The sequence below is a fragment of the Ruegeria sp. HKCCA4812 genome (assembly GCF_013034245.1).
Taxonomy (GTDB): domain Bacteria; phylum Pseudomonadota; class Alphaproteobacteria; order Rhodobacterales; family Rhodobacteraceae; genus Ruegeria.
In genome coordinates this window covers 900241-916301 of the sequence record NZ_WQFQ01000001.1, presented here as the reverse complement: position 1 = coordinate 916301, position 16061 = coordinate 900241, and the positions used below count along the sequence as shown (strand labels likewise).

Here is a 16061-nt window from a genome sequence, read left to right as displayed (position 1 = left end):
CGTTGTTGGCGGGGAATGTGCATTGTTTGCGGATACCTCTGGGCTACAATGGAGCAATAGACGCCATGGAGGACAAAATGCCAAATTTCCATCGCTTTACGCTTGAAAAAGCAGTCGCGATACTTGCAGTTTGCGCTTTGTGGCTGTCGGTTCTGAGCGCAGCGGCCCGCGCGGCAGACATTACACCGTTCATAGGAGATTATATCGGTTCAGCCGAAGTTGTAGACGCGGATGGCACGACAACGCCCCGCGACATGAGCGTTTCCATCGTCGAGACCAAGAACGGTTTCAACGTCAGTTGGCGGACGACGACATACAAACTGGATGGACGCGTAAAGGAACAGAAGTTCTCGATTGATTTTGTTCCGTCAGACCGCCCGGATGTGTTTTCGGCGGCGATGAAACGCAATGTCTTTGGTCACGAAGTCCCGCTGGACCCGATGAAGGGCGAGCCATTTGTATGGGGCCGCATCGTCGACGAAACACTGACTGTGTTCTCTTTGTTCATTGACGAGGACGGAGGATATGAGTTGCAGCAATTCGACCGCACGCTTGCCCAAGGCGGGCTGAACCTCGCGTTTTCACGATTCATAGATGGTCAAAAATCACGATCGGTCGAGACTTTCCTGATGAAACGATAAACCCCGCGCCGGGCGGGGTTTGAAGGTTCATTTCCGGAAGCTGTCCAGCGACACGATATCCGCATCGTGATGTATTTCTTCTTCTTCGACTTCGATGTCGTCTTCGATGATCTGATCTTCTTCGATTTCGTCTTCCGGGCTTTCGAAGCGAAGGCCGAATTCCACGGAAGGATCGACGAAAGTCTTGATTGCGGAATAGGGGACGTACAGCGGTTCCGGGGCATCGCCAAAGTTCAAAGTGATGCCAAAGCCGAGGTCACCAACTTCGAGGTTCTCGAACCAGTGCTGCATGACGATGGTCATTTCTTCGGGATAGCGTTCACGCAGCCAGTCGGCGATTTCCACACCATCTTCACGTGTGTCGAAAGTGATGAAAAAGTGGTGCGCCCCGGGTAGACCGGTTTCAGAAACGTCCTTCAGCACTGTTTTGATCAGGCCGCGCATGGCGGTGTGCATCAGGTTTCCATAATCGATGCCTTGCGACATGTGTGATCCTCAAAAGTGGTTATGCTCAGCATAGGGGTTTTGTTCGGAAACGAAAGGGCGGGTACGACCGGATTGATCAGATATTGTGTGCAGCCAGGCCGGCAATCGACATCAGGGCAAGCACGGTTCCCATCCCTAATTTCAGTCGAAAAATCAAGGCCCCAGCAAGGATAGTTAGACCGAATGCGGTAAAATTCAACGCGGAAATCTGCGGCATGGGGATTGCCAGAGGACCCCATGATTTTTCAGACACTGATTCGAAAAGAACATTCAGGGCGAACCACACGGAAAGGTTGAGAATCACCCCGACGACGGCCGCAGTGATTCCATGCAGGGCCGCAGACAGGCGGGGACGCGCGGCCAGACGGTCGAGATATGGGGCCGCAAGAAAAATCCAAAGAAAGCACGGAACGAACGTCGCCCACAATGCAACCGCACCGGCTGCAAGTGCCAGCGTGAACCCGCCGGTCAGTTGCCCGGTCAGCATGGCGACAAACTGTGTGACAAGTATGAGCGGCCCCGGAGTCGTTTCCGCCAGCCCCAGCCCATCAATCATCTGATCCGTGCTGATCCAGTGGTACTGGTCGACAACCGTTTGGGTCATGTAGGCCAATACGGCATATGCGCCGCCAAAGGTTACAACGGCGAGCCGGGCAAAAAACCACCCCAGATCGCTCAGCAGTTGATGGCCTGTGACGCTCAGAGCGACGAGCGGGCCCAACCAAAGGGGCAACCAGACAGCAATCGTTCGCAGAGACCGCGCCAGATGTGGTGTTCCTTCTCGCGTGGGAGTTTCTACGGGTCCTTTGAAGGTCACGTACCCCCAGGCTGCGGCAACGAATATGATCGCCGGAAAAGGAAGGTTCAGCAGAAAAATGGCCAGGAAGGACAGAATTGCGATTGTTCGATGCTCGCGATCATTCAATGCCTTGCGCGAAAGATTGCGGAGCGCCTGCAAAACGATGACGATGACGGTTGCCTTGATGCCCGTGAAGGCCGACTGCACCAAGGGAACATCGCCAAATGCTGAATAGAGCGCGACCAGAACCGCAATCACCAACGCGCCGGGCAACACGAACAAGCTGCCGGCAATCAGCCCGCCGGCAACGCCGCGCAGACGCCACCCCGCATAAGTTGCCAGCTGCATCGCCTCGGGGCCCGGCAGCAACATGCACAGAGACAGGGCGCGCAGGTAAGTCTGTTCATCCAGCCAGGGTCGGCGTTCGACCAATTCCTGATGCATCAAGGAGATCTGAGCCGCAGGACCGCCGAAAGACAGCAGACCGATCCTGCCAAAAACCTTGGTTATCTCGGCCAGTGTCGGTGTCATGACGTTCGCCCGGTGGGCCAGTCATGGCTTTCGTCAAATCCATCGCGCGCCCAGCGATACATCGCGTCGTAAAAATTCATCCCGGCTTTCAGGTTTTCATGGTCATCGCGATACTGCCTTGAAAGCCCGACGGACACCGCCAACAATCCCGCCGCTTCAGGCGCAAGCGCGTGCCGGTTCGTGTCCGCCGCCCGGATGACTGTCGCCAACCGGTCCAGCGCAGGGGAGTGAAGCCCGAATTCATCCAGCATGGTGTCAAACGTGCAATTGTCGCCTCGGTGGCTCCAGAACGTGTTCTCGATATCAAAAGGTGACGCCCCGAAAGCAGTCGCAACGCTTTCGACTTCGCCGGGTGCCACAAACAGGAACTTGGCGTCGGGATCAACAAACCTGCGTATCAGCCAGGGACATGCGACTCTGTCGATCTTGGGTCGGTGACGCGTGACCCACAACGTGTTGCCACCAATTCGATCAGGAATGCGTGCTGCGGGCACACGTGGTGCATCGGCCATGTCGCGCCAGGCATGCATTCCACCTTCCAGATATTCGGCTTGATGCCCTTCGCTGCGCAACCAGGAGACAACGCCCTGGCTCAGCTTTTTGCCTTTCTGACAGATAATCACGGCTGGGCGATCGGAGATCTTGCACGAAAGCTCCCGAAGTTCCGTGGCCGGGTGCCGGATTGATGCGGGGATCAGATAGGGATCTTCTTCAAAATCGTCATTCAGGCAGACGTCGAATAGAACGGGCGCGTTCGGAGTACCGATCAGACGCAGGAGTTGTTTGGGAGAAATAGAGTTGGGCGATGCCATGGCATGTTTCCTTGTGACCGCGGATACATGCGAAACTTGGGCTGTCGCCTCACGGGGCGTTCGCAATCTTACCCCATGGCACTTGCTAGCGCGCAAGGGTCATGGGGGTCAAGATTGCTTTGGGTTCACGCCCAATCCAGACGTTGCCCGGTCATGCATACGGGCAGGGTGTCCGATGGAAACTGGCCCAGCTCTTCAAAAAACGAGATGAAGTCAAAATGGTTGTAGGCTTCAACCATCTTTTCGTCCTTGAACCGCGCCATGACCTGGCCGGTGACTTCCATTGGCGCGCCATTGTCAGCCCGAAAAGTACGCACATACAGAATGGCGGACACCCAGTCGCCGTTTTCGATGATCTTGGGCAATTCGACCTTGATGTCCCCCAGAATATGGCGGAACGCCATGACCAGATCCCGGAAATCGTCCGCACCGACCTGCATTTCCGGAATCAGCCCCTCGGCCATCGTTTCGGGTGCGAAGAACTGATCAATTGCTTCGGTGTTTCCATTTTCCCAAACCTCGGAGTACCACTTTCTGAGTATCTCTGAATTCGTCATCCCAGTTCTCCTGTCCAAGTGCTGGCAAGATGGCAAAAAGGAATGAATAAACTCTGAATCCGCCTAAGGGGGGTAAATAAAATCAGACATGTGGGGGATTAATGCAGGTTTCTGTTGCCAGGTACCTGCGAACCCCGCCTTACGCGGCTAGGCGCAAGGGCTTAAGTTTCGGTCTTGCTACTGCTTACGCAGCAACTGCAACCGGAGCACGATTGTCGTTTGCAATTGTACTGTTTTCGCCGGTAACGGTGGCAGACAGCCGAGACAAAGCTAACCCCTTTAGACGTTCGTCGATCCTGTTTCGGCCCCAAAATCCCCAAACGAAGGATGGTTGGTGGAGCCGCCGGGTACCGCCCCCGGGTCCGATCCGCTTATTACGAGCGCGTTTATGTCCATAGTCCCGAAGGACGACTCTTATATAGGTGAGGAGATGGGTGGATGCAAACTCAGAATGAACGCAGCTGTGTTTAACATTTCCAATCTGTTAGGTGGCTTTGTTGAAGTTTGCAGCAATCAGCCAGACGGCCAGAACCAGTTCGATTCCCCCAAAGATCAACGCCTTGGCCAAGGGGGGATTGTCCAGCGCGACCGACACAAACCGGCCCAGCGCTGCACCGGAATAGACAATGCCCAGCATGACATAGGCCATTGGGTTGTTCAGCCAGATAACGGCAATCCCCGTCACAACAAACAAACCACCGACCGAGGCGCGCATCTCGGACAACCCCATCGTGCTGTTGGTCGGGGCCAAATCCAGGGCCGACGCGGTGTGGGCCGGCGCCAGAAACCCGAACGCGCCGAACCCGATGGTCAGCAATGCTGCAATGACGTTCAGAGTTGCGACCATTCCGGCCCCCTTATGGTTCAGGCCGCGTAGGCGGCGTCAAAGAAATCACGTTCCAGTTCGACAGCGCGATGGAACAGTCGCGTGACCTCGGCCTGTTCGGCCGCATCCAGCGTCGGCCAGACGTTGTCCAGCTGACTGCGCAGATATTCCACGACGCTTTCGAACCCTTCGCCCGCATGTAGCGTGATCCATTCCGCAAACCAGAACGGCAAGTCGTCTTTGGGCGGGTTTTCCGGGCTGGCCCAGCTCAGGTAAACCCATTCCGCCACGACGAGTACCGCCAGCATGTTCTGATAACGGCCAGAGGCTGCGGCTTCGGCCATCAGATCCTGAAACGCCCGTGTGGCGGGCGCGGGCTCGGTGCTGGGTTCAGTGCCCAAAGCGTCCATAGCGCGCAGGAAATAGGTGTTCTCGGGGCCTGTGATCACCGCCAGAAACTGCGCGGCCGGGACGCTGTCAGCAAGGGTAGGCGCATGCGCGATGGCGTTGGCCAAAAGACGCACGAAGCCGTCGACGAACTGATAGTCCTGTTGCAGATACCAGCGCATCTTGTTCTCGGGCAGGGTGCCGTCAGACAACTCGCGGGTAAAGGCATGGGTTGTGGCGGCCGTCCAGTCGTCGATTTTGCCCTGACGCAGCACTTCGGTTGGGCGGGATTGGTCCTGCATTCGGAAGCTCCAGTAATGTTTCGATGCAGACAAAGCGCGTTTCAAAACAAAGTACAAGGTCAGCCAAGTGCGGACCAGAGACCCAGACCACCGACCAGAATGAGGCTCAGGGCCCAGATGAGCTCCAGGTTGAACCAGCTGCGCGACAGGAATTGCAGTCCGAGCCAACGATAGACCGCAAAGGCCAAAAAACCGCCCCCCAGAACCATGGCGGCCGTATGCAGCGCGGCGACGCCCAGAACCAAAAGGGTGTTCGTGGTCATGATCTGAGAAATCGCTTGATGGCCCGCGTCCAGTTCATCCACGGCACACAGGCCCAGATAGATTGGAACCAGCATCAGGGCAGCCCCGTGGGCAAGCGCCACAAGAAAAGACCACAGCGCGAGCCTGCTTGGCGGGATCCGCGAAAGAAAGCGGGGGTGACGGCGGGTTATCGCGATGTACAGGCCCATGCCAATCACGACCAGAGCCGCGCCGATGCGGATTTCATTTTGATAATCGACCAATACGGCCATCAGGGCAAAAGGAAGAAGTACGCCGAGCATGGCTACGAAATGCCCGCCAGCCAAAGCCGCGAGTGCACCCCAAAGCGCGGATTGGCGTTGTTCCATCAAAGCCGAAGACACTGCCAGTGGCCAGCCCATGCCGGGGTTCAGGCCGTGATAGGCTCCGCTCAGAACAACGGCCAGCCACAGGCCAGCCGTTGATGACATCAAAAATTCCAACTCAGACCGACGGATAGCAGAAGCTGTCGGTTGAACAGTCTCCGCCTTCCAACCGGATCTGGTGGCTGCGATAGCCCTTGGGAAACTCTACCCAGAACTTCGGATCCAATGTCAGACCACCATTCTCGCCGACATCAGCCTTGACCATGGCCGCACCACCTTCCTCGGGGTAGAACTGATCGTCCCACGTGGAATAGAGCGAATTGGTCCAATAGACGCGTTTGCCGTCGCGGCTGATTTCGACCATCTGTGGACCATAGCCAAAGGTTTGACCATTTGGATGCTTTGTCTTTTTGACGATTCCGCCGATCTCGACCTTGCCTGCCAGGGTTGGGTTCATCGGGTCGGATACATCGTATTGATGCATCTCGCCGGTTCCCCAGCACGCGACATAGAGGTACTTGTCGTCCAGGCTCAGGTCGATATCAGTAACCAGCGGCGGAACGGCAGAAAAGCCCTTCAGAAGGTCAGGAAGATCATCAGGATCAGCGGGTTGCGGATCGATTGTTATGGTCTTCTTGGCTTCGAACGTGCCGTCATCATTGCGCCACCAGGTGAAGATCGCCCCTTGCAGGTTGGTCGTATCGACGACAACGCCGCAGAACCCGTATTGTTTTACGGGATCATGCGCGGGGCGGATTTCCAGGGCCATCTGATGGTTTTCGCCCAGATCGATGGTTTGAATATTCGTCCGGTTCCGAAGGTTCCAGAAATGGATCCGGTGGCCGTACTTGTTGGACAGCAGATCCTCGGCCACCAGCCCGTTTTCGAATTGCGGCGGCAGCCCCCATTCGGAACTGACCATGTAGTCACGCGGCAGGTTCCACCAGAAATCATAATGCTTGTCCTGCACGCCGCGCTCGATCTCATAGCGCCCGATGATATCGAAGGTCTCGCAATCCATGATGAATATGCCCGGAGGGCCATCTGTGCCGTCGGGGCCGCCGCCGCCAAGGGTGCTGACATAGATGCCCTCAGGCCCGCAATGGATCGTGTGCGGACGGGAATACCCTGTCTTTGCAAAGACTTCTTCGGGTTCGATGATCTTGTGAATCTTGGCCTCAAGCGGGTTTTTCACGTCAATGACATAAATCCGGCTGGACCGGATGCCCGGAATGATCAGATAGCGCCGCTCCAGAAACGCGTGACCGCTCAGCGGCGACAGGGAAGAAGAACAGGCGTTCCAGCCGAAATGGTGAAATTCGTCGCCCTTTTCGGGCATTATCACCTGATGCACGATCTTTCCGAAATCGTCCGAGCTTGGATCGACATTCACAACCGCTAGCCCGTCGGGTTGAGAAAAGTCAGGGCTGAGCATCAGCGTGAATGCAAGCGTCTCAGCGGGGCCCTCCATCGCCAGTTTCGCGGATGGATAAAAACTTGGGTCCGGTCTTTGGTTCATAACGTCCTCCCGTAAGTCATTGAACTTCAATTCATATTGAGAGTTCCGGTCTTGGCGCCGGATGACAATCTGCCCGCTTGTTTGCCCCTTGTTCTGATCTTGTTTCGAATGCGGCCCTCAGGTCGGTTTACGTTTGCTTTCGACCACGTCGTGGGCCAGCCGTCGTGTGTAATGTTCCAGATCAATAAGTGCGGTGTCTACGGTGTCCGCGTCTTTTGCCTCAAGCGCGTCCACTATTCTGCTGTGCAGTCCGATGATCTCTTCGCGGGATCGCGCGGTAAACGTGATCATGTTCATCAGCGGTTGCATCGCTTCCACGGCGCCTGCCAGCTGATAGGACAGGACCGGGTTGCCAGCCCCATCCACCAGCGCGCGATGGAAAGTCACGTCCGAGGCGCAAAATGCTTCGTCCGTCAGTCCCGGTTGAGACTGGCGGAATATTTCTGCCCGCATGGTCGCCAGGTGATCTGCCGTGCGCCGCTGCGCTGACAAAGGCGCACAGGCCCTTTCCAGGGCATATCGCGCCTCGCATGCGGTATCGAAGCTGACCGCATTCATCGACAGCAGCAATGTCGAAGTCGTGACTTGCTGAGAATAGGCATCCTCAAAGCTCAGGCGATTCACGAACGCTCCGCCAGAAGCGCCGCGTTGCGTGCGGATCAAGGATTGCGCGGCCAGCCGTTTCAATGCCTCACGCACGGTCGGGCGAGAGACCTGGAACTGATCCGACAGTTCGGCTTCGGAAGGCAGGCGCGCGTCCACGATCAGTTCACCCGATACGATCGCATCCCGAATGGCCTGGGCGATCTGGGCAGACAGGTCTGCGGTTTTCCGGGGCGCGGTTTTCATCTTCAGACGACCTTGGGCAAATTTTTATTTGTCTGACATTTAAAAGTCTGACATTTGAAAAGCAAGGGAGTTGAGTCGGGAGGCCGAAGTGAGTCGTACGTGGCTGCGCAGCGGAATGTGGCTGGGCTTTTATGTTCTGATCTTGTGGGCGTGGTGGGTCATGTTCTCGATGAGCCGGGACATGGACCTTGATCTGATCGGCCGTCCGGGGCCGATGGGGCAGGCGATGGCCGCGATGGATCCGCGCATGGATATGTACATGCCCATGGCCGAGTTCGGGCCGCTGTTTTCAATGTGGGCGATCATGATGGCGGCCATGATGCTGCCGACCCTGATCCCGACCCTGCGCAGTTACGATGACCTGATCCGCAGCGCAAATGGCAGCCGCGCCGGCTGGCTGGGGGTTCTGGCCGGGTATTCCATCGTCTGGGTCGGGTTTGCGGCCGTGATCGCAGGAATTCAGTTGGTTCTGCTGTTTGGCGGTGTTGTCGATATGCTGGGAATTGCCAAATCCGGATGGGTCGCGGGCGGCTTGATGATTGCCGTGGGCGCCTTTCAGTTTTCCCGCGCCAAAGAGGTGTGCCACGGTGTCTGCCATGCCCCGATGACCTATTTCCTGGGACATTGGAGAACAGGTTTTGCAGGTGGCGTGCGCATGGGCCTGGGTCTTGGCGCGTTTTGCGTCGGCTGTTGCTGGGGCTTTATGGCACTTGGCTTTGTCGGCGGTGTCATGAGCCTGTTGTGGATGGGGCTCGCGACCCTGTTCATGGTTTTGGAGAAACTTCCTCAGATCGGGCACGCCGTGACCCGTCCAATGGGGTTTGTGTTGATTGCGGGCGGTCTTGTCCTGCTCGTGTATCCAGTTAGCTACGGAGGATAAGCCAATGGCTAAAAACAGAAAACCAGACGCCGACCGGCTGCCCGTCAGCCAGCGTATCGACAGCCGCATGCCCAATCCCAAGCGGCGAGAGATGAGCCCGACGGAATGGGCCATCAAGGGCGAGTTGATCCTGAACTGTTCATGTGACGTGTTTTGCCCCTGCGTGGTGTCGCTGGGCGCACATCCCCCGACGGAAGGTCACTGCCATGCTTGGATGGGCATCATCGTTGATGAAGGCCACTATGAAGGCGAGGATCTGTCGGGTTTGAATGTCGGACTGCTGGTCGATATTCCGGGCCGGATGGGGGAAGGCCAGTGGAAAGTCGCCGCTTATGTCGACGAGCGCGCAAGCGGCAAAGCTTATAACGGTTTGTTGCAAATCTTCAGCGGTCAGGCGGGCGGCACGACCGGTCTGTTTACCATGCTGGTCAGCGAGATCATTGGTGCGGAACGGGCGCCGGTCCAGATTGAGCGCGACGGAAACAAACGTCGGATCGCGATTGGTCGCAAAATCCAGGGAGAGATCGAGATGCTTGCGGGCAAGGACCCGGAGCATCCGGTGATGGTCTCAAATTCCAAATATTGGATGGGACCTGACATCATCGTGGCGCGTGGCACCAAATCGAAGGTGCGCGACTATGGCCGGGTCTGGGACTTTGGCGGCAAGTCCGCTGAAATCTGCCCCATCGACTGGCACGGGCCCAAATGATGATCACGGGTGGGTATGCGCAGGAAATGGCGCGTTACAATCACTGGCAGAACAAACAGTTGGCAGAGTTTTTGCAATCTCTGACACCGAAGGAGCTGACCCTTGAACGCGGGGCGTTCTTTGGCTCGATCATGGGCACGGTGAACCATCTGCTATGGGGCGACTGGATGTGGATGTCGCGTTTCGAAAAGCGCGACGGGCCAGATGGCAATATTCTCAAGGCAGGCGGAGGTATCCATGAAAGCGTATACCTGTGCCCGGATCTGCAAAGCTGGTTGGCGTTACGCGAAAAGATCGATGCGCGTATCCTGAACTGGGCAGAAGGGCTGGGGGATGATCCGCTGACCGGATCGTTCACGTGGTATTCCGCCGCAAAAGAGGCTGATGTCACAATGCCTTACGCGCTGTGCGTGATCCATTTCTTCAATCATCAGACCCATCACAGGGGACAAGTGCACAAAATGCTGACCGAGACGGGCTCGGAAGCGCCTGTCAGTGATATTGTCTTTATGCCGCAGGAGGTATGAATGCCGCAGATTTCCGCCTCACGCCGCTTGCGGCGCACTCCGTTCTCGGAAGGAGTCGAAGCTGCCGGGGTCAAGGGCTATACGGTCTACAACCGTATGTTGTTGCCGACGGTTTTTGAAAGTGTTGAAGCCGATTACCGGCATCTGAAGGCCCATGTGCAGGTCTGGGATGTGTCGTGCGAGCGGCAGGTTGAATTGCGTGGCCCTGATGCTGCGCGCCTGATGCAGATGCTGACCCCGCGTGATCTGCGCGGTATGCTTCCGGGGCAGTGTTTCTATGTGCCTATCGTTGATGAGACCGGCGGCATGTTGAACGACCCGGTCGCGGTGAAGTTGTCTGAAGACCGCTGGTGGATCTCGATTGCAGACAGCGATCTGTTGCTCTGGGTCAAGGGTATCGCCGTTGGCTACCGTCTGGATGTGCTGGTGGACGAACCGGACGTGTCGCCGCTTGCCGTTCAGGGCCCGAAAGCGGACGAGCTGATGGCCCGTGTCTTCGGGGACCGTGTGCGCGACATCCGGTTTTTCAAATTTGATATGTTCGAGTTCGAGGGGCGCGATCTGGCCGTCGCGCGATCCGGTTATTCGAAACAGGGTGGTTTCGAGATATACGTGGAAGGTGGCGATATCGGCATGCCTTTGTGGAACGCCCTGTTTGCCGCCGGCGAAGACCTGCACGTGCGCGCGGGCTGCCCGAACCTGATCGAACGCATTGAGGGCGGGTTGTTGTCCTATGGGAACGACATGACCGACGACAATACCCCGCATGAATGCGGTCTGGGAAAGTTCTGCAACACGCATACTGCGATTGGCTGTATCGGTCGGGATGCCCTGTTGCGTGTCGCCAAGGAAGGGCCGGTGCAGCAAATCCGGCCAATCGCCATCGCCGGTGATCCGGTTCCGGGCTGCGATCGTCCCTGGGACCTGTTTGCAAGCGGCAAGCGCGTGGGGCAGGTGACATCGGCGGCCTGGTCTCCGGATTTTGAAACCAATGTGGCGATCGGTATGGTGCGCCTGAGCCATTGGGATGCCGGGACGGAACTGGAAGTGGAAACACCGGCCGGGATGCGCCGCGCGACCGTGCAATCGCATTTCTGGATCTAGCAGAATCAAGGACGCTGCCGCGTCGACCTCGGGATATTTTGAACCAGCTGACGACATGGGCTGGTCGCTGAACACGAAAGGAATGACAAATGTTCAATGCACTTGTGATGGACAAGGATGAAGAGAGCGGACTCGCCACCGGCTCGATCAAACAATTGTCGGTGGATGATCTGCCGCATGGTGATGTCACGGTTGCGGTCGAGTATTCCACGGTGAACTACAAGGACGGCCTGTGCCTGTCTCCGAAAGGGGGCGGGCTGGTGCGGGCCTATCCGCATGTCCCGGGCATTGACTACGCCGGCACGGTCGAGGCCTCATCGGATGACCGCTACAAACCCGGTGACAAGGTTGTTCTGACCGGATGGCGCGTTGGCGAGGCACACTGGGGCGGCTATTCGCAAAAAGCCAACGCGCGGGCCGATTGGCTGGTGCCGCTGCCCGATGGGCTGACAACGCGTCAGGCAATGGCTGTGGGCACCGCCGGGTTTACTGCGATGCTGGCGGTCATGGCGCTGGAGGATCATAGGCTGACCCCGGATCGAGGACCGGTATTGGTGACCGGGGCCGCGGGCGGTGTAGGGTCGGTGGCCACGGCCATTCTTGGTAACTTGGGCTATGAGGTCGCCGCGGTCACCGGACGGCCCGAAACCGGTGACTATCTGAAATCACTTGGTGCGACGACCATCGTGCCGCGCGACGACCTGAACGAGACTACAAAACGTCCCCTGGAAAGCGAAACATGGGCGGGCTGCGTTGATGCTGTGGGCGGCGCCATGCTGGCGCGTGTTCTGGGCCAGATGAAATACGGATGTTCAGTTGCTGCGGTTGGTTTGGCAGGGGGCGCTGCTTTGCCAGCGACGGTGATTCCGTTCCTGCTGCGCGGCGTGAACCTTTTGGGCATCGACAGCGTGATGCAGCCCTATGACAACAGGGTGCGCGCGTGGAAACGGATCGCCACGGATCTGCCGATGGACAAGCTTGAGGCGATGGTTCAACCGGCCGGTCTGTCCGATCTGCCGCAACTGGGCGCCGACATTCTGAAAGGTCAGGTCAAGGGGCGCGTCGTGGTGGACGTGAACGCCTGAGGCTGACCCATGAACTCAACCTGGCCGAAGAAACTCGGCCAGGTTCCGGAAAAGATGTTTGCCCAAATTGGTCGCAACACCTCTGGCCATTGATACAATTCCCGATCATGATTGCTATACATCCCAATTGCGATGGCGTAAGACCCATCCAAAGATTACCTGAAGACGGGGAGTGAGCAGAATGTCTGACGACTTCGAACTGGACACCGATGATCTGCAGCGCCGCATGGATGGCGCAATGGCCAATTTGAAAACCGAATTTGCATCATTGCGAACAGGGCGTGCTTCCGCCTCGATGCTGGAACCTGTCATGGTTGACGCTTACGGTTCGATGACACCGATCAACCAGGTGGGCACCGTGAACGTGCCCGAACCGCGAATGGTCACTGTAAACGTCTGGGACAAGTCACTGGTGGGTAAGGTGGAAAAGGCCATCCGCGAAAGCGGCCTTGGGATCAATCCGCAATTGAACGGCACCATCATAATGCTGCCGATACCCGAGTTGAACGAAGAACGTCGCCGCGAGTTGAGCAAGGTCGCCGGTCACTACGCGGAAAACGCGCGCATTGCGATCCGGAACGTGCGTCGCGATGGCATGGATCAGATCAAGAAGGCCAAGGCGGACGGCATGTCGGAAGATGACCAGAAGCTTTGGGAAAGTGAAGTTCAGGACATGACGGATGAGATGATCAAGGCCGTAGATGCTGCGCTCGAAACCAAGCAAGCCGAAATCATGCAGGTCTGAGCCGAACTGATGCCAAAAGACCCGCAAACCGAGCTGGAGTCCGGCCCGCGCCATGTGGCCATCATCATGGATGGCAATGGTCGTTGGGCGCAGGCACGCGGCCGTCCCCGGCTGTTCGGCCACCATGCCGGTGCGCGGCGCGTGCGCGAGGTTGTCGAGGCCTGCCCAGGTTTGGGGATCAAGTACCTGACGGTGTTCGCTTTTTCGACCGAAAACTGGAAGCGGACCCAGGTCGAGGTGGCCGGCCTGATGAACCTGTTCCGCCGCTATATCATAAAGGAGACCCGGACACTTGCGGATAATGGCATCCGCGTTCGGTTCATCGGAGATCGAGTCCGGCTGGATTCCAAGTTGATCGAGTTGATGGACTCGCTGGAAGAAGAAACCAAGAACAACGATCTGGTTCATTTGACCGTCGCGCTGAATTACGGTGGGCGCGACGAAGTAGCACGCGCCACCAAGCGTCTGGCGCGGGATGTGGCTGAAGGGCGGCTGAAACCCGAAGAGGTGGATGAAGAAACTCTTCCTAAGTATCTGGATACGCGGGTTCTTCCTGATCCCGACCTTGTTATTCGAACCAGCGGTGAAGCGCGGATTTCAAACTTTCTTCTTTGGCAATCGGCTTACTCGGAATATGAATTCATCGACACCCTCTGGCCGGACTTCACTGCTGCTGAACTGGCCCGTCTGTGCCAGAATTACGGCACCAGAGATCGGCGGTTTGGAGCGGTTCTGGCATGAGAGACGGCCGATGGTCTGACCTGACAACACGGGTTCTTTCTGCTGCGGTTCTGGTCGTGATCGGATCAATCGAAGTCTGGCTTGGCGGGTGGTGGTTCGAAACCTTCATTGCCGCAGCCTGTGGTCTGATGACGTGGGAATTGGTTCGAATGATCGACCCGCAAGCCCGCGGCGTGGCCGTTCAATTGGGGATTCTGACAAGTATCACCGTGGTTCTCAGCTATCATCTCCCGCCAATTTACACTTTGCCGGTCGTGCTTGCGCCAGCGCTTGTGGGAGTGGGGCAGATCAGTCGTTCGAAGGTTCTGTTCGGGATGTTCGTGGTCTGGATCGTCGGGGCCGGGCTGGGTTTCATTTCGATCCGCGAAAATTCCGGTTTTGGCTGGATGGTTTGGCTGATTGCTGTCGTGGTTGCCACGGACGTCGCGGGCTATTTCGTGGGCAAGGCAGTTGGTGGCCCGAAATTTTGGCCCAAAGTCAGCCCGAAGAAAACATGGTCGGGAACCGCCGGCGGGTGGGCCGCCGCGGCATGTGTCGGCGCGGTTTTTGCAAGCCTGGCCGGCTTTGGATTCGCTTTTGTCGTTGTTTCCGTTTTGGCTTCAATGGCAAGTCAGGCCGGTGATATTGTCGAAAGCGCGGTCAAGCGCAAGTTCGGTGTTAAAGACAGTTCGAACCTGATACCGGGCCATGGCGGCTTTCTGGATCGGTTCGATGGCATGATGGGGGCCGCGCTGTTTGTTCTGATCGCGGGGCTGATCTATTCGCCGGGTGAAATGTAATGCGAAAGGTATCTGTTTTTGGAGCCACCGGGTCGATCGGGCAGAACACGATTGATCTGATTTCGCGCGCACCGTCCGAGTATGACGTCGTGGCCTTGACCGGTGGTGCCAATATTCAAAGGCTTGCGGATGACGCGCGTCGGCTCGGTGCCGATATTGCCGTCACCGCTCATGAAGACCGGCTTGATGACCTGCGTTCCGCTTTGGCCGGCAGTGACGTCGAGGCGGCTGCGGGCCGGCGTGCGATCGTCGAGGCTGCGGCACGTCCGGCGGATTGGATCATGTCGGCCATTGTCGGCTCGGCCGGGTTGGCGCCGGGCATCGAGGCGTTGAAACAGGGGGCGACCCTGGCGCTGGCAAACAAAGAGACATTGGTCTGCGCAGGATCATTGGTTCTGGAAACGGCCAAACAGCATGGTGCGCGATTGCTGCCGGTCGACAGCGAGCATTCGGCGGTGTTTCAGGCTTTGGTCGGTGAAGACGTCGAAACAGTCGAGCGTGTGATCATCACCGCCAGCGGCGGGGCGTTCCGAGATTGGCCCCTGAGTGAACTGGTGAACGCGACTGTTGAACAAGCTTCCAGCCATCCGAATTGGGATATGGGGCAGCGTATCACTATCGACAGCGCATCGATGTTCAACAAAGCGTTGGAAGTCATCGAAACAAAAGAATATTTCGGTGTCGAACCGGATCAGATCGAAGTGCTGGTTCATCCGGAATCCATAGTACACGCCCTGGTTGGCTATCGTGATGGTGCGATGATGGCCCATATGGGGGCACCCGATATGCGCCACGCCATCGGTTACGCGCTGCATTGGCCCGAAAGACGGGAATTGCCGATACAGCGCCTTGATTTGGCCAAGCTGGGGCAGTTGCGTTTCAACGCGCCGGATCTGGCACGTTATCCCGCATTGAAACTGGCCCGAGACGTGATGGCGCGTGGCGGCCTGGCGGGTGCTGTTTTCAACGCCGCGAAGGAACGTGCGCTGGATCATTTCATCGCGCGCCGGACCGGATTTCTGGATATGGCTGATGCCGTCGCCGCGGTTCTCGACAGGTTCGACGCGTCAGACAGCCTTATTGATGCCCCGATGACCCTTGATAACGTACAGCAAACAGACCATCTGGCACGTCAGTGGGTCGATGACGCTGTGGTGGAACGAGCAGGATAGAA

Annotated in this window: 19 protein-coding genes and 1 other RNA gene; 10 read left to right on the top strand and 10 right to left on the bottom strand. The window is 57.4% G+C overall.

From position 1 onward, the window contains the following. Positions 1–77: 77 nt before the first annotated feature. Complete coding sequence (locus tag GOW04_RS04620; RefSeq protein WP_152457908.1) at positions 78–641, top strand: hypothetical protein; 564 nt, start codon at positions 78–80, stop codon at positions 639–641. Between the two features lie 27 nt (positions 642–668). Here the strand turns inward: GOW04_RS04620 and GOW04_RS04615 are convergent, their stop codons facing one another. The 10 genes from GOW04_RS04615 to GOW04_RS04570 all read right to left on the bottom strand — a co-directional run bounded on the left by GOW04_RS04615 (position 669) and on the right by GOW04_RS04570 (position 8317). After that, complete coding sequence (locus GOW04_RS04615; RefSeq protein ID WP_171168262.1) at positions 669–1127, bottom strand: SspB family protein; 459 nt, start codon at positions 1125–1127, stop codon at positions 669–671. Between the two features lie 76 nt (positions 1128–1203). Next, positions 1204–2457 carry a chromate efflux transporter gene (chrA, locus tag GOW04_RS04610; RefSeq protein ID WP_171231678.1) on the bottom strand — a complete coding sequence of 418 codons (1254 nt, stop codon included), beginning with the start codon at positions 2455–2457 and terminating at the stop codon, positions 1204–1206. Next, a complete protein-coding gene (locus GOW04_RS04605) occupies positions 2454–3269 on the bottom strand; it encodes a sulfurtransferase/chromate resistance protein (RefSeq protein ID WP_171231677.1) in 816 nt (271 codons plus the stop codon). Before GOW04_RS04605 ends, chrA begins: the two co-directional genes overlap by 4 nt. Positions 3270–3394: 125 nt before the next feature. Next, positions 3395–3826: an ester cyclase gene (locus GOW04_RS04600; RefSeq protein ID WP_171231676.1), complete on the bottom strand. Its 432-nt coding sequence runs from the start codon at positions 3824–3826 to the stop codon at positions 3395–3397. 100 nt (positions 3827–3926) lie between these two features. Then, positions 3927–4274, bottom strand: a transfer-messenger RNA (tmRNA) gene (ssrA, locus tag GOW04_RS04595). A gap of 36 nt (positions 4275–4310) precedes the next feature. After that, the gene (locus GOW04_RS04590; protein WP_152457913.1) at positions 4311–4673 is read right to left on the bottom strand and encodes a DUF4345 family protein; all 363 of its coding nucleotides are present in this window, start codon (positions 4671–4673) and stop codon (positions 4311–4313) included. Between the two features lie 17 nt (positions 4674–4690). Beyond that, positions 4691–5341 (bottom strand): TenA family protein, encoded by a 651-nt coding sequence (locus GOW04_RS04585; protein ID WP_171231675.1) that lies wholly within the window; start codon positions 5339–5341, stop codon positions 4691–4693. 59 nt (positions 5342–5400) lie between these two features. Then, positions 5401–6054, bottom strand: a complete 654-nt coding sequence (locus GOW04_RS04580; RefSeq protein ID WP_171231674.1) for a hypothetical protein — start codon at positions 6052–6054, stop codon at positions 5401–5403. Between the two features lie 13 nt (positions 6055–6067). Continuing rightward, complete coding sequence (locus tag GOW04_RS04575) at positions 6068–7468, bottom strand: selenium-binding protein SBP56-related protein (RefSeq protein ID WP_152457916.1); 1401 nt, start codon at positions 7466–7468, stop codon at positions 6068–6070. Positions 7469–7585: 117 nt separating this feature from the next. Next, complete coding sequence (locus GOW04_RS04570; RefSeq protein ID WP_171231673.1) at positions 7586–8317, bottom strand: FadR/GntR family transcriptional regulator; 732 nt, start codon at positions 8315–8317, stop codon at positions 7586–7588. A 115-nt stretch (positions 8318–8432) separates the two neighbouring features. Between GOW04_RS04570 and GOW04_RS04565 the strand changes: the two genes are divergently transcribed. The 9 genes from GOW04_RS04565 to dxr all read left to right on the top strand — a co-directional run bounded on the left by GOW04_RS04565 (position 8433) and on the right by dxr (position 16059). Then, on the top strand, positions 8433–9197 hold the full coding sequence (locus GOW04_RS04565) for a DUF2182 domain-containing protein (protein WP_171232043.1): 765 nt from the start codon (positions 8433–8435) through the stop codon (positions 9195–9197). Positions 9198–9201: 4 nt separating this feature from the next. Continuing rightward, positions 9202–9906 carry a DUF1326 domain-containing protein gene (locus GOW04_RS04560; protein ID WP_152457918.1) on the top strand — a complete coding sequence of 235 codons (705 nt, stop codon included), beginning with the start codon at positions 9202–9204 and terminating at the stop codon, positions 9904–9906. Further along, positions 9903–10433: a DinB family protein gene (locus tag GOW04_RS04555; protein ID WP_371807865.1), complete on the top strand. Its 531-nt coding sequence runs from the start codon at positions 9903–9905 to the stop codon at positions 10431–10433. Before GOW04_RS04560 ends, GOW04_RS04555 begins: the two co-directional genes overlap by 4 nt. After that, the gene (locus tag GOW04_RS04550) at positions 10434–11537 is read left to right on the top strand and encodes a dimethylsulfoniopropionate demethylase (RefSeq protein WP_171231672.1); all 1104 of its coding nucleotides are present in this window, start codon (positions 10434–10436) and stop codon (positions 11535–11537) included. Between the two features lie 89 nt (positions 11538–11626). After that, the gene (gene acuI, locus GOW04_RS04545; RefSeq protein ID WP_171231671.1) at positions 11627–12622 is read left to right on the top strand and encodes an acryloyl-CoA reductase; all 996 of its coding nucleotides are present in this window, start codon (positions 11627–11629) and stop codon (positions 12620–12622) included. Positions 12623–12803: 181 nt separating this feature from the next. Continuing rightward, a complete protein-coding gene (gene frr / locus GOW04_RS04540) occupies positions 12804–13367 on the top strand; it encodes a ribosome recycling factor (RefSeq protein ID WP_171116013.1) in 564 nt (187 codons plus the stop codon). 9 nt (positions 13368–13376) lie between these two features. Then, positions 13377–14108 carry an isoprenyl transferase gene (locus GOW04_RS04535; protein WP_171116012.1) on the top strand — a complete coding sequence of 244 codons (732 nt, stop codon included), beginning with the start codon at positions 13377–13379 and terminating at the stop codon, positions 14106–14108. Next, positions 14105–14887, top strand: a complete 783-nt coding sequence (locus GOW04_RS04530; RefSeq protein WP_152457923.1) for a phosphatidate cytidylyltransferase — start codon at positions 14105–14107, stop codon at positions 14885–14887. The genes GOW04_RS04535 and GOW04_RS04530 overlap by 4 nt, the downstream gene beginning before the upstream one ends. Continuing rightward, on the top strand, positions 14887–16059 hold the full coding sequence (dxr, locus tag GOW04_RS04525; RefSeq protein WP_171231670.1) for a 1-deoxy-D-xylulose-5-phosphate reductoisomerase: 1173 nt from the start codon (positions 14887–14889) through the stop codon (positions 16057–16059). Before GOW04_RS04530 ends, dxr begins: the two co-directional genes overlap by 1 nt. The last annotated feature ends 2 nt before the right edge of the window (positions 16060–16061 follow it).

Excerpts from the sequence above, each read along its gene's own strand:
- GOW04_RS04620 (WP_152457908.1), top strand. The coding sequence starts at position 78 with ATGCCAAATTTCCATCGCTTTACGCTTGAAAAAGCAGTCGCGATACTT.
- GOW04_RS04615 (WP_171168262.1), bottom strand. The coding sequence starts at position 1,127 with ATGTCGCAAGGCATCGATTATGGAAACCTGATGCACACCGCCATGCGC.
- chrA (WP_171231678.1), bottom strand. The coding sequence starts at position 2,457 with ATGACACCGACACTGGCCGAGATAACCAAGGTTTTTGGCAGGATCGGT.
- GOW04_RS04605 (WP_171231677.1), bottom strand. The coding sequence starts at position 3,269 with ATGGCATCGCCCAACTCTATTTCTCCCAAACAACTCCTGCGTCTGATC.
- GOW04_RS04600 (WP_171231676.1), bottom strand. The coding sequence starts at position 3,826 with ATGACGAATTCAGAGATACTCAGAAAGTGGTACTCCGAGGTTTGGGAA.
- GOW04_RS04590 (WP_152457913.1), bottom strand. The coding sequence starts at position 4,673 with ATGGTCGCAACTCTGAACGTCATTGCAGCATTGCTGACCATCGGGTTC.
- GOW04_RS04585 (WP_171231675.1), bottom strand. The coding sequence starts at position 5,341 with ATGCAGGACCAATCCCGCCCAACCGAAGTGCTGCGTCAGGGCAAAATC.
- GOW04_RS04580 (WP_171231674.1), bottom strand. The coding sequence starts at position 6,054 with ATGTCATCAACGGCTGGCCTGTGGCTGGCCGTTGTTCTGAGCGGAGCC.
- GOW04_RS04575 (WP_152457916.1), bottom strand. The coding sequence starts at position 7,468 with ATGAACCAAAGACCGGACCCAAGTTTTTATCCATCCGCGAAACTGGCG.
- GOW04_RS04570 (WP_171231673.1), bottom strand. The coding sequence starts at position 8,317 with ATGAAAACCGCGCCCCGGAAAACCGCAGACCTGTCTGCCCAGATCGCC.
- GOW04_RS04565 (WP_171232043.1), top strand. The coding sequence starts at position 8,433 with ATGTGGCTGGGCTTTTATGTTCTGATCTTGTGGGCGTGGTGGGTCATG.
- GOW04_RS04560 (WP_152457918.1), top strand. The coding sequence starts at position 9,202 with ATGGCTAAAAACAGAAAACCAGACGCCGACCGGCTGCCCGTCAGCCAG.
- GOW04_RS04555 (WP_371807865.1), top strand. The coding sequence starts at position 9,903 with ATGATGATCACGGGTGGGTATGCGCAGGAAATGGCGCGTTACAATCAC.
- GOW04_RS04550 (WP_171231672.1), top strand. The coding sequence starts at position 10,434 with ATGCCGCAGATTTCCGCCTCACGCCGCTTGCGGCGCACTCCGTTCTCG.
- acuI (WP_171231671.1), top strand. The coding sequence starts at position 11,627 with ATGTTCAATGCACTTGTGATGGACAAGGATGAAGAGAGCGGACTCGCC.
- frr (WP_171116013.1), top strand. The coding sequence starts at position 12,804 with ATGTCTGACGACTTCGAACTGGACACCGATGATCTGCAGCGCCGCATG.
- GOW04_RS04535 (WP_171116012.1), top strand. The coding sequence starts at position 13,377 with ATGCCAAAAGACCCGCAAACCGAGCTGGAGTCCGGCCCGCGCCATGTG.
- GOW04_RS04530 (WP_152457923.1), top strand. The coding sequence starts at position 14,105 with ATGAGAGACGGCCGATGGTCTGACCTGACAACACGGGTTCTTTCTGCT.
- dxr (WP_171231670.1), top strand. The coding sequence starts at position 14,887 with ATGCGAAAGGTATCTGTTTTTGGAGCCACCGGGTCGATCGGGCAGAAC.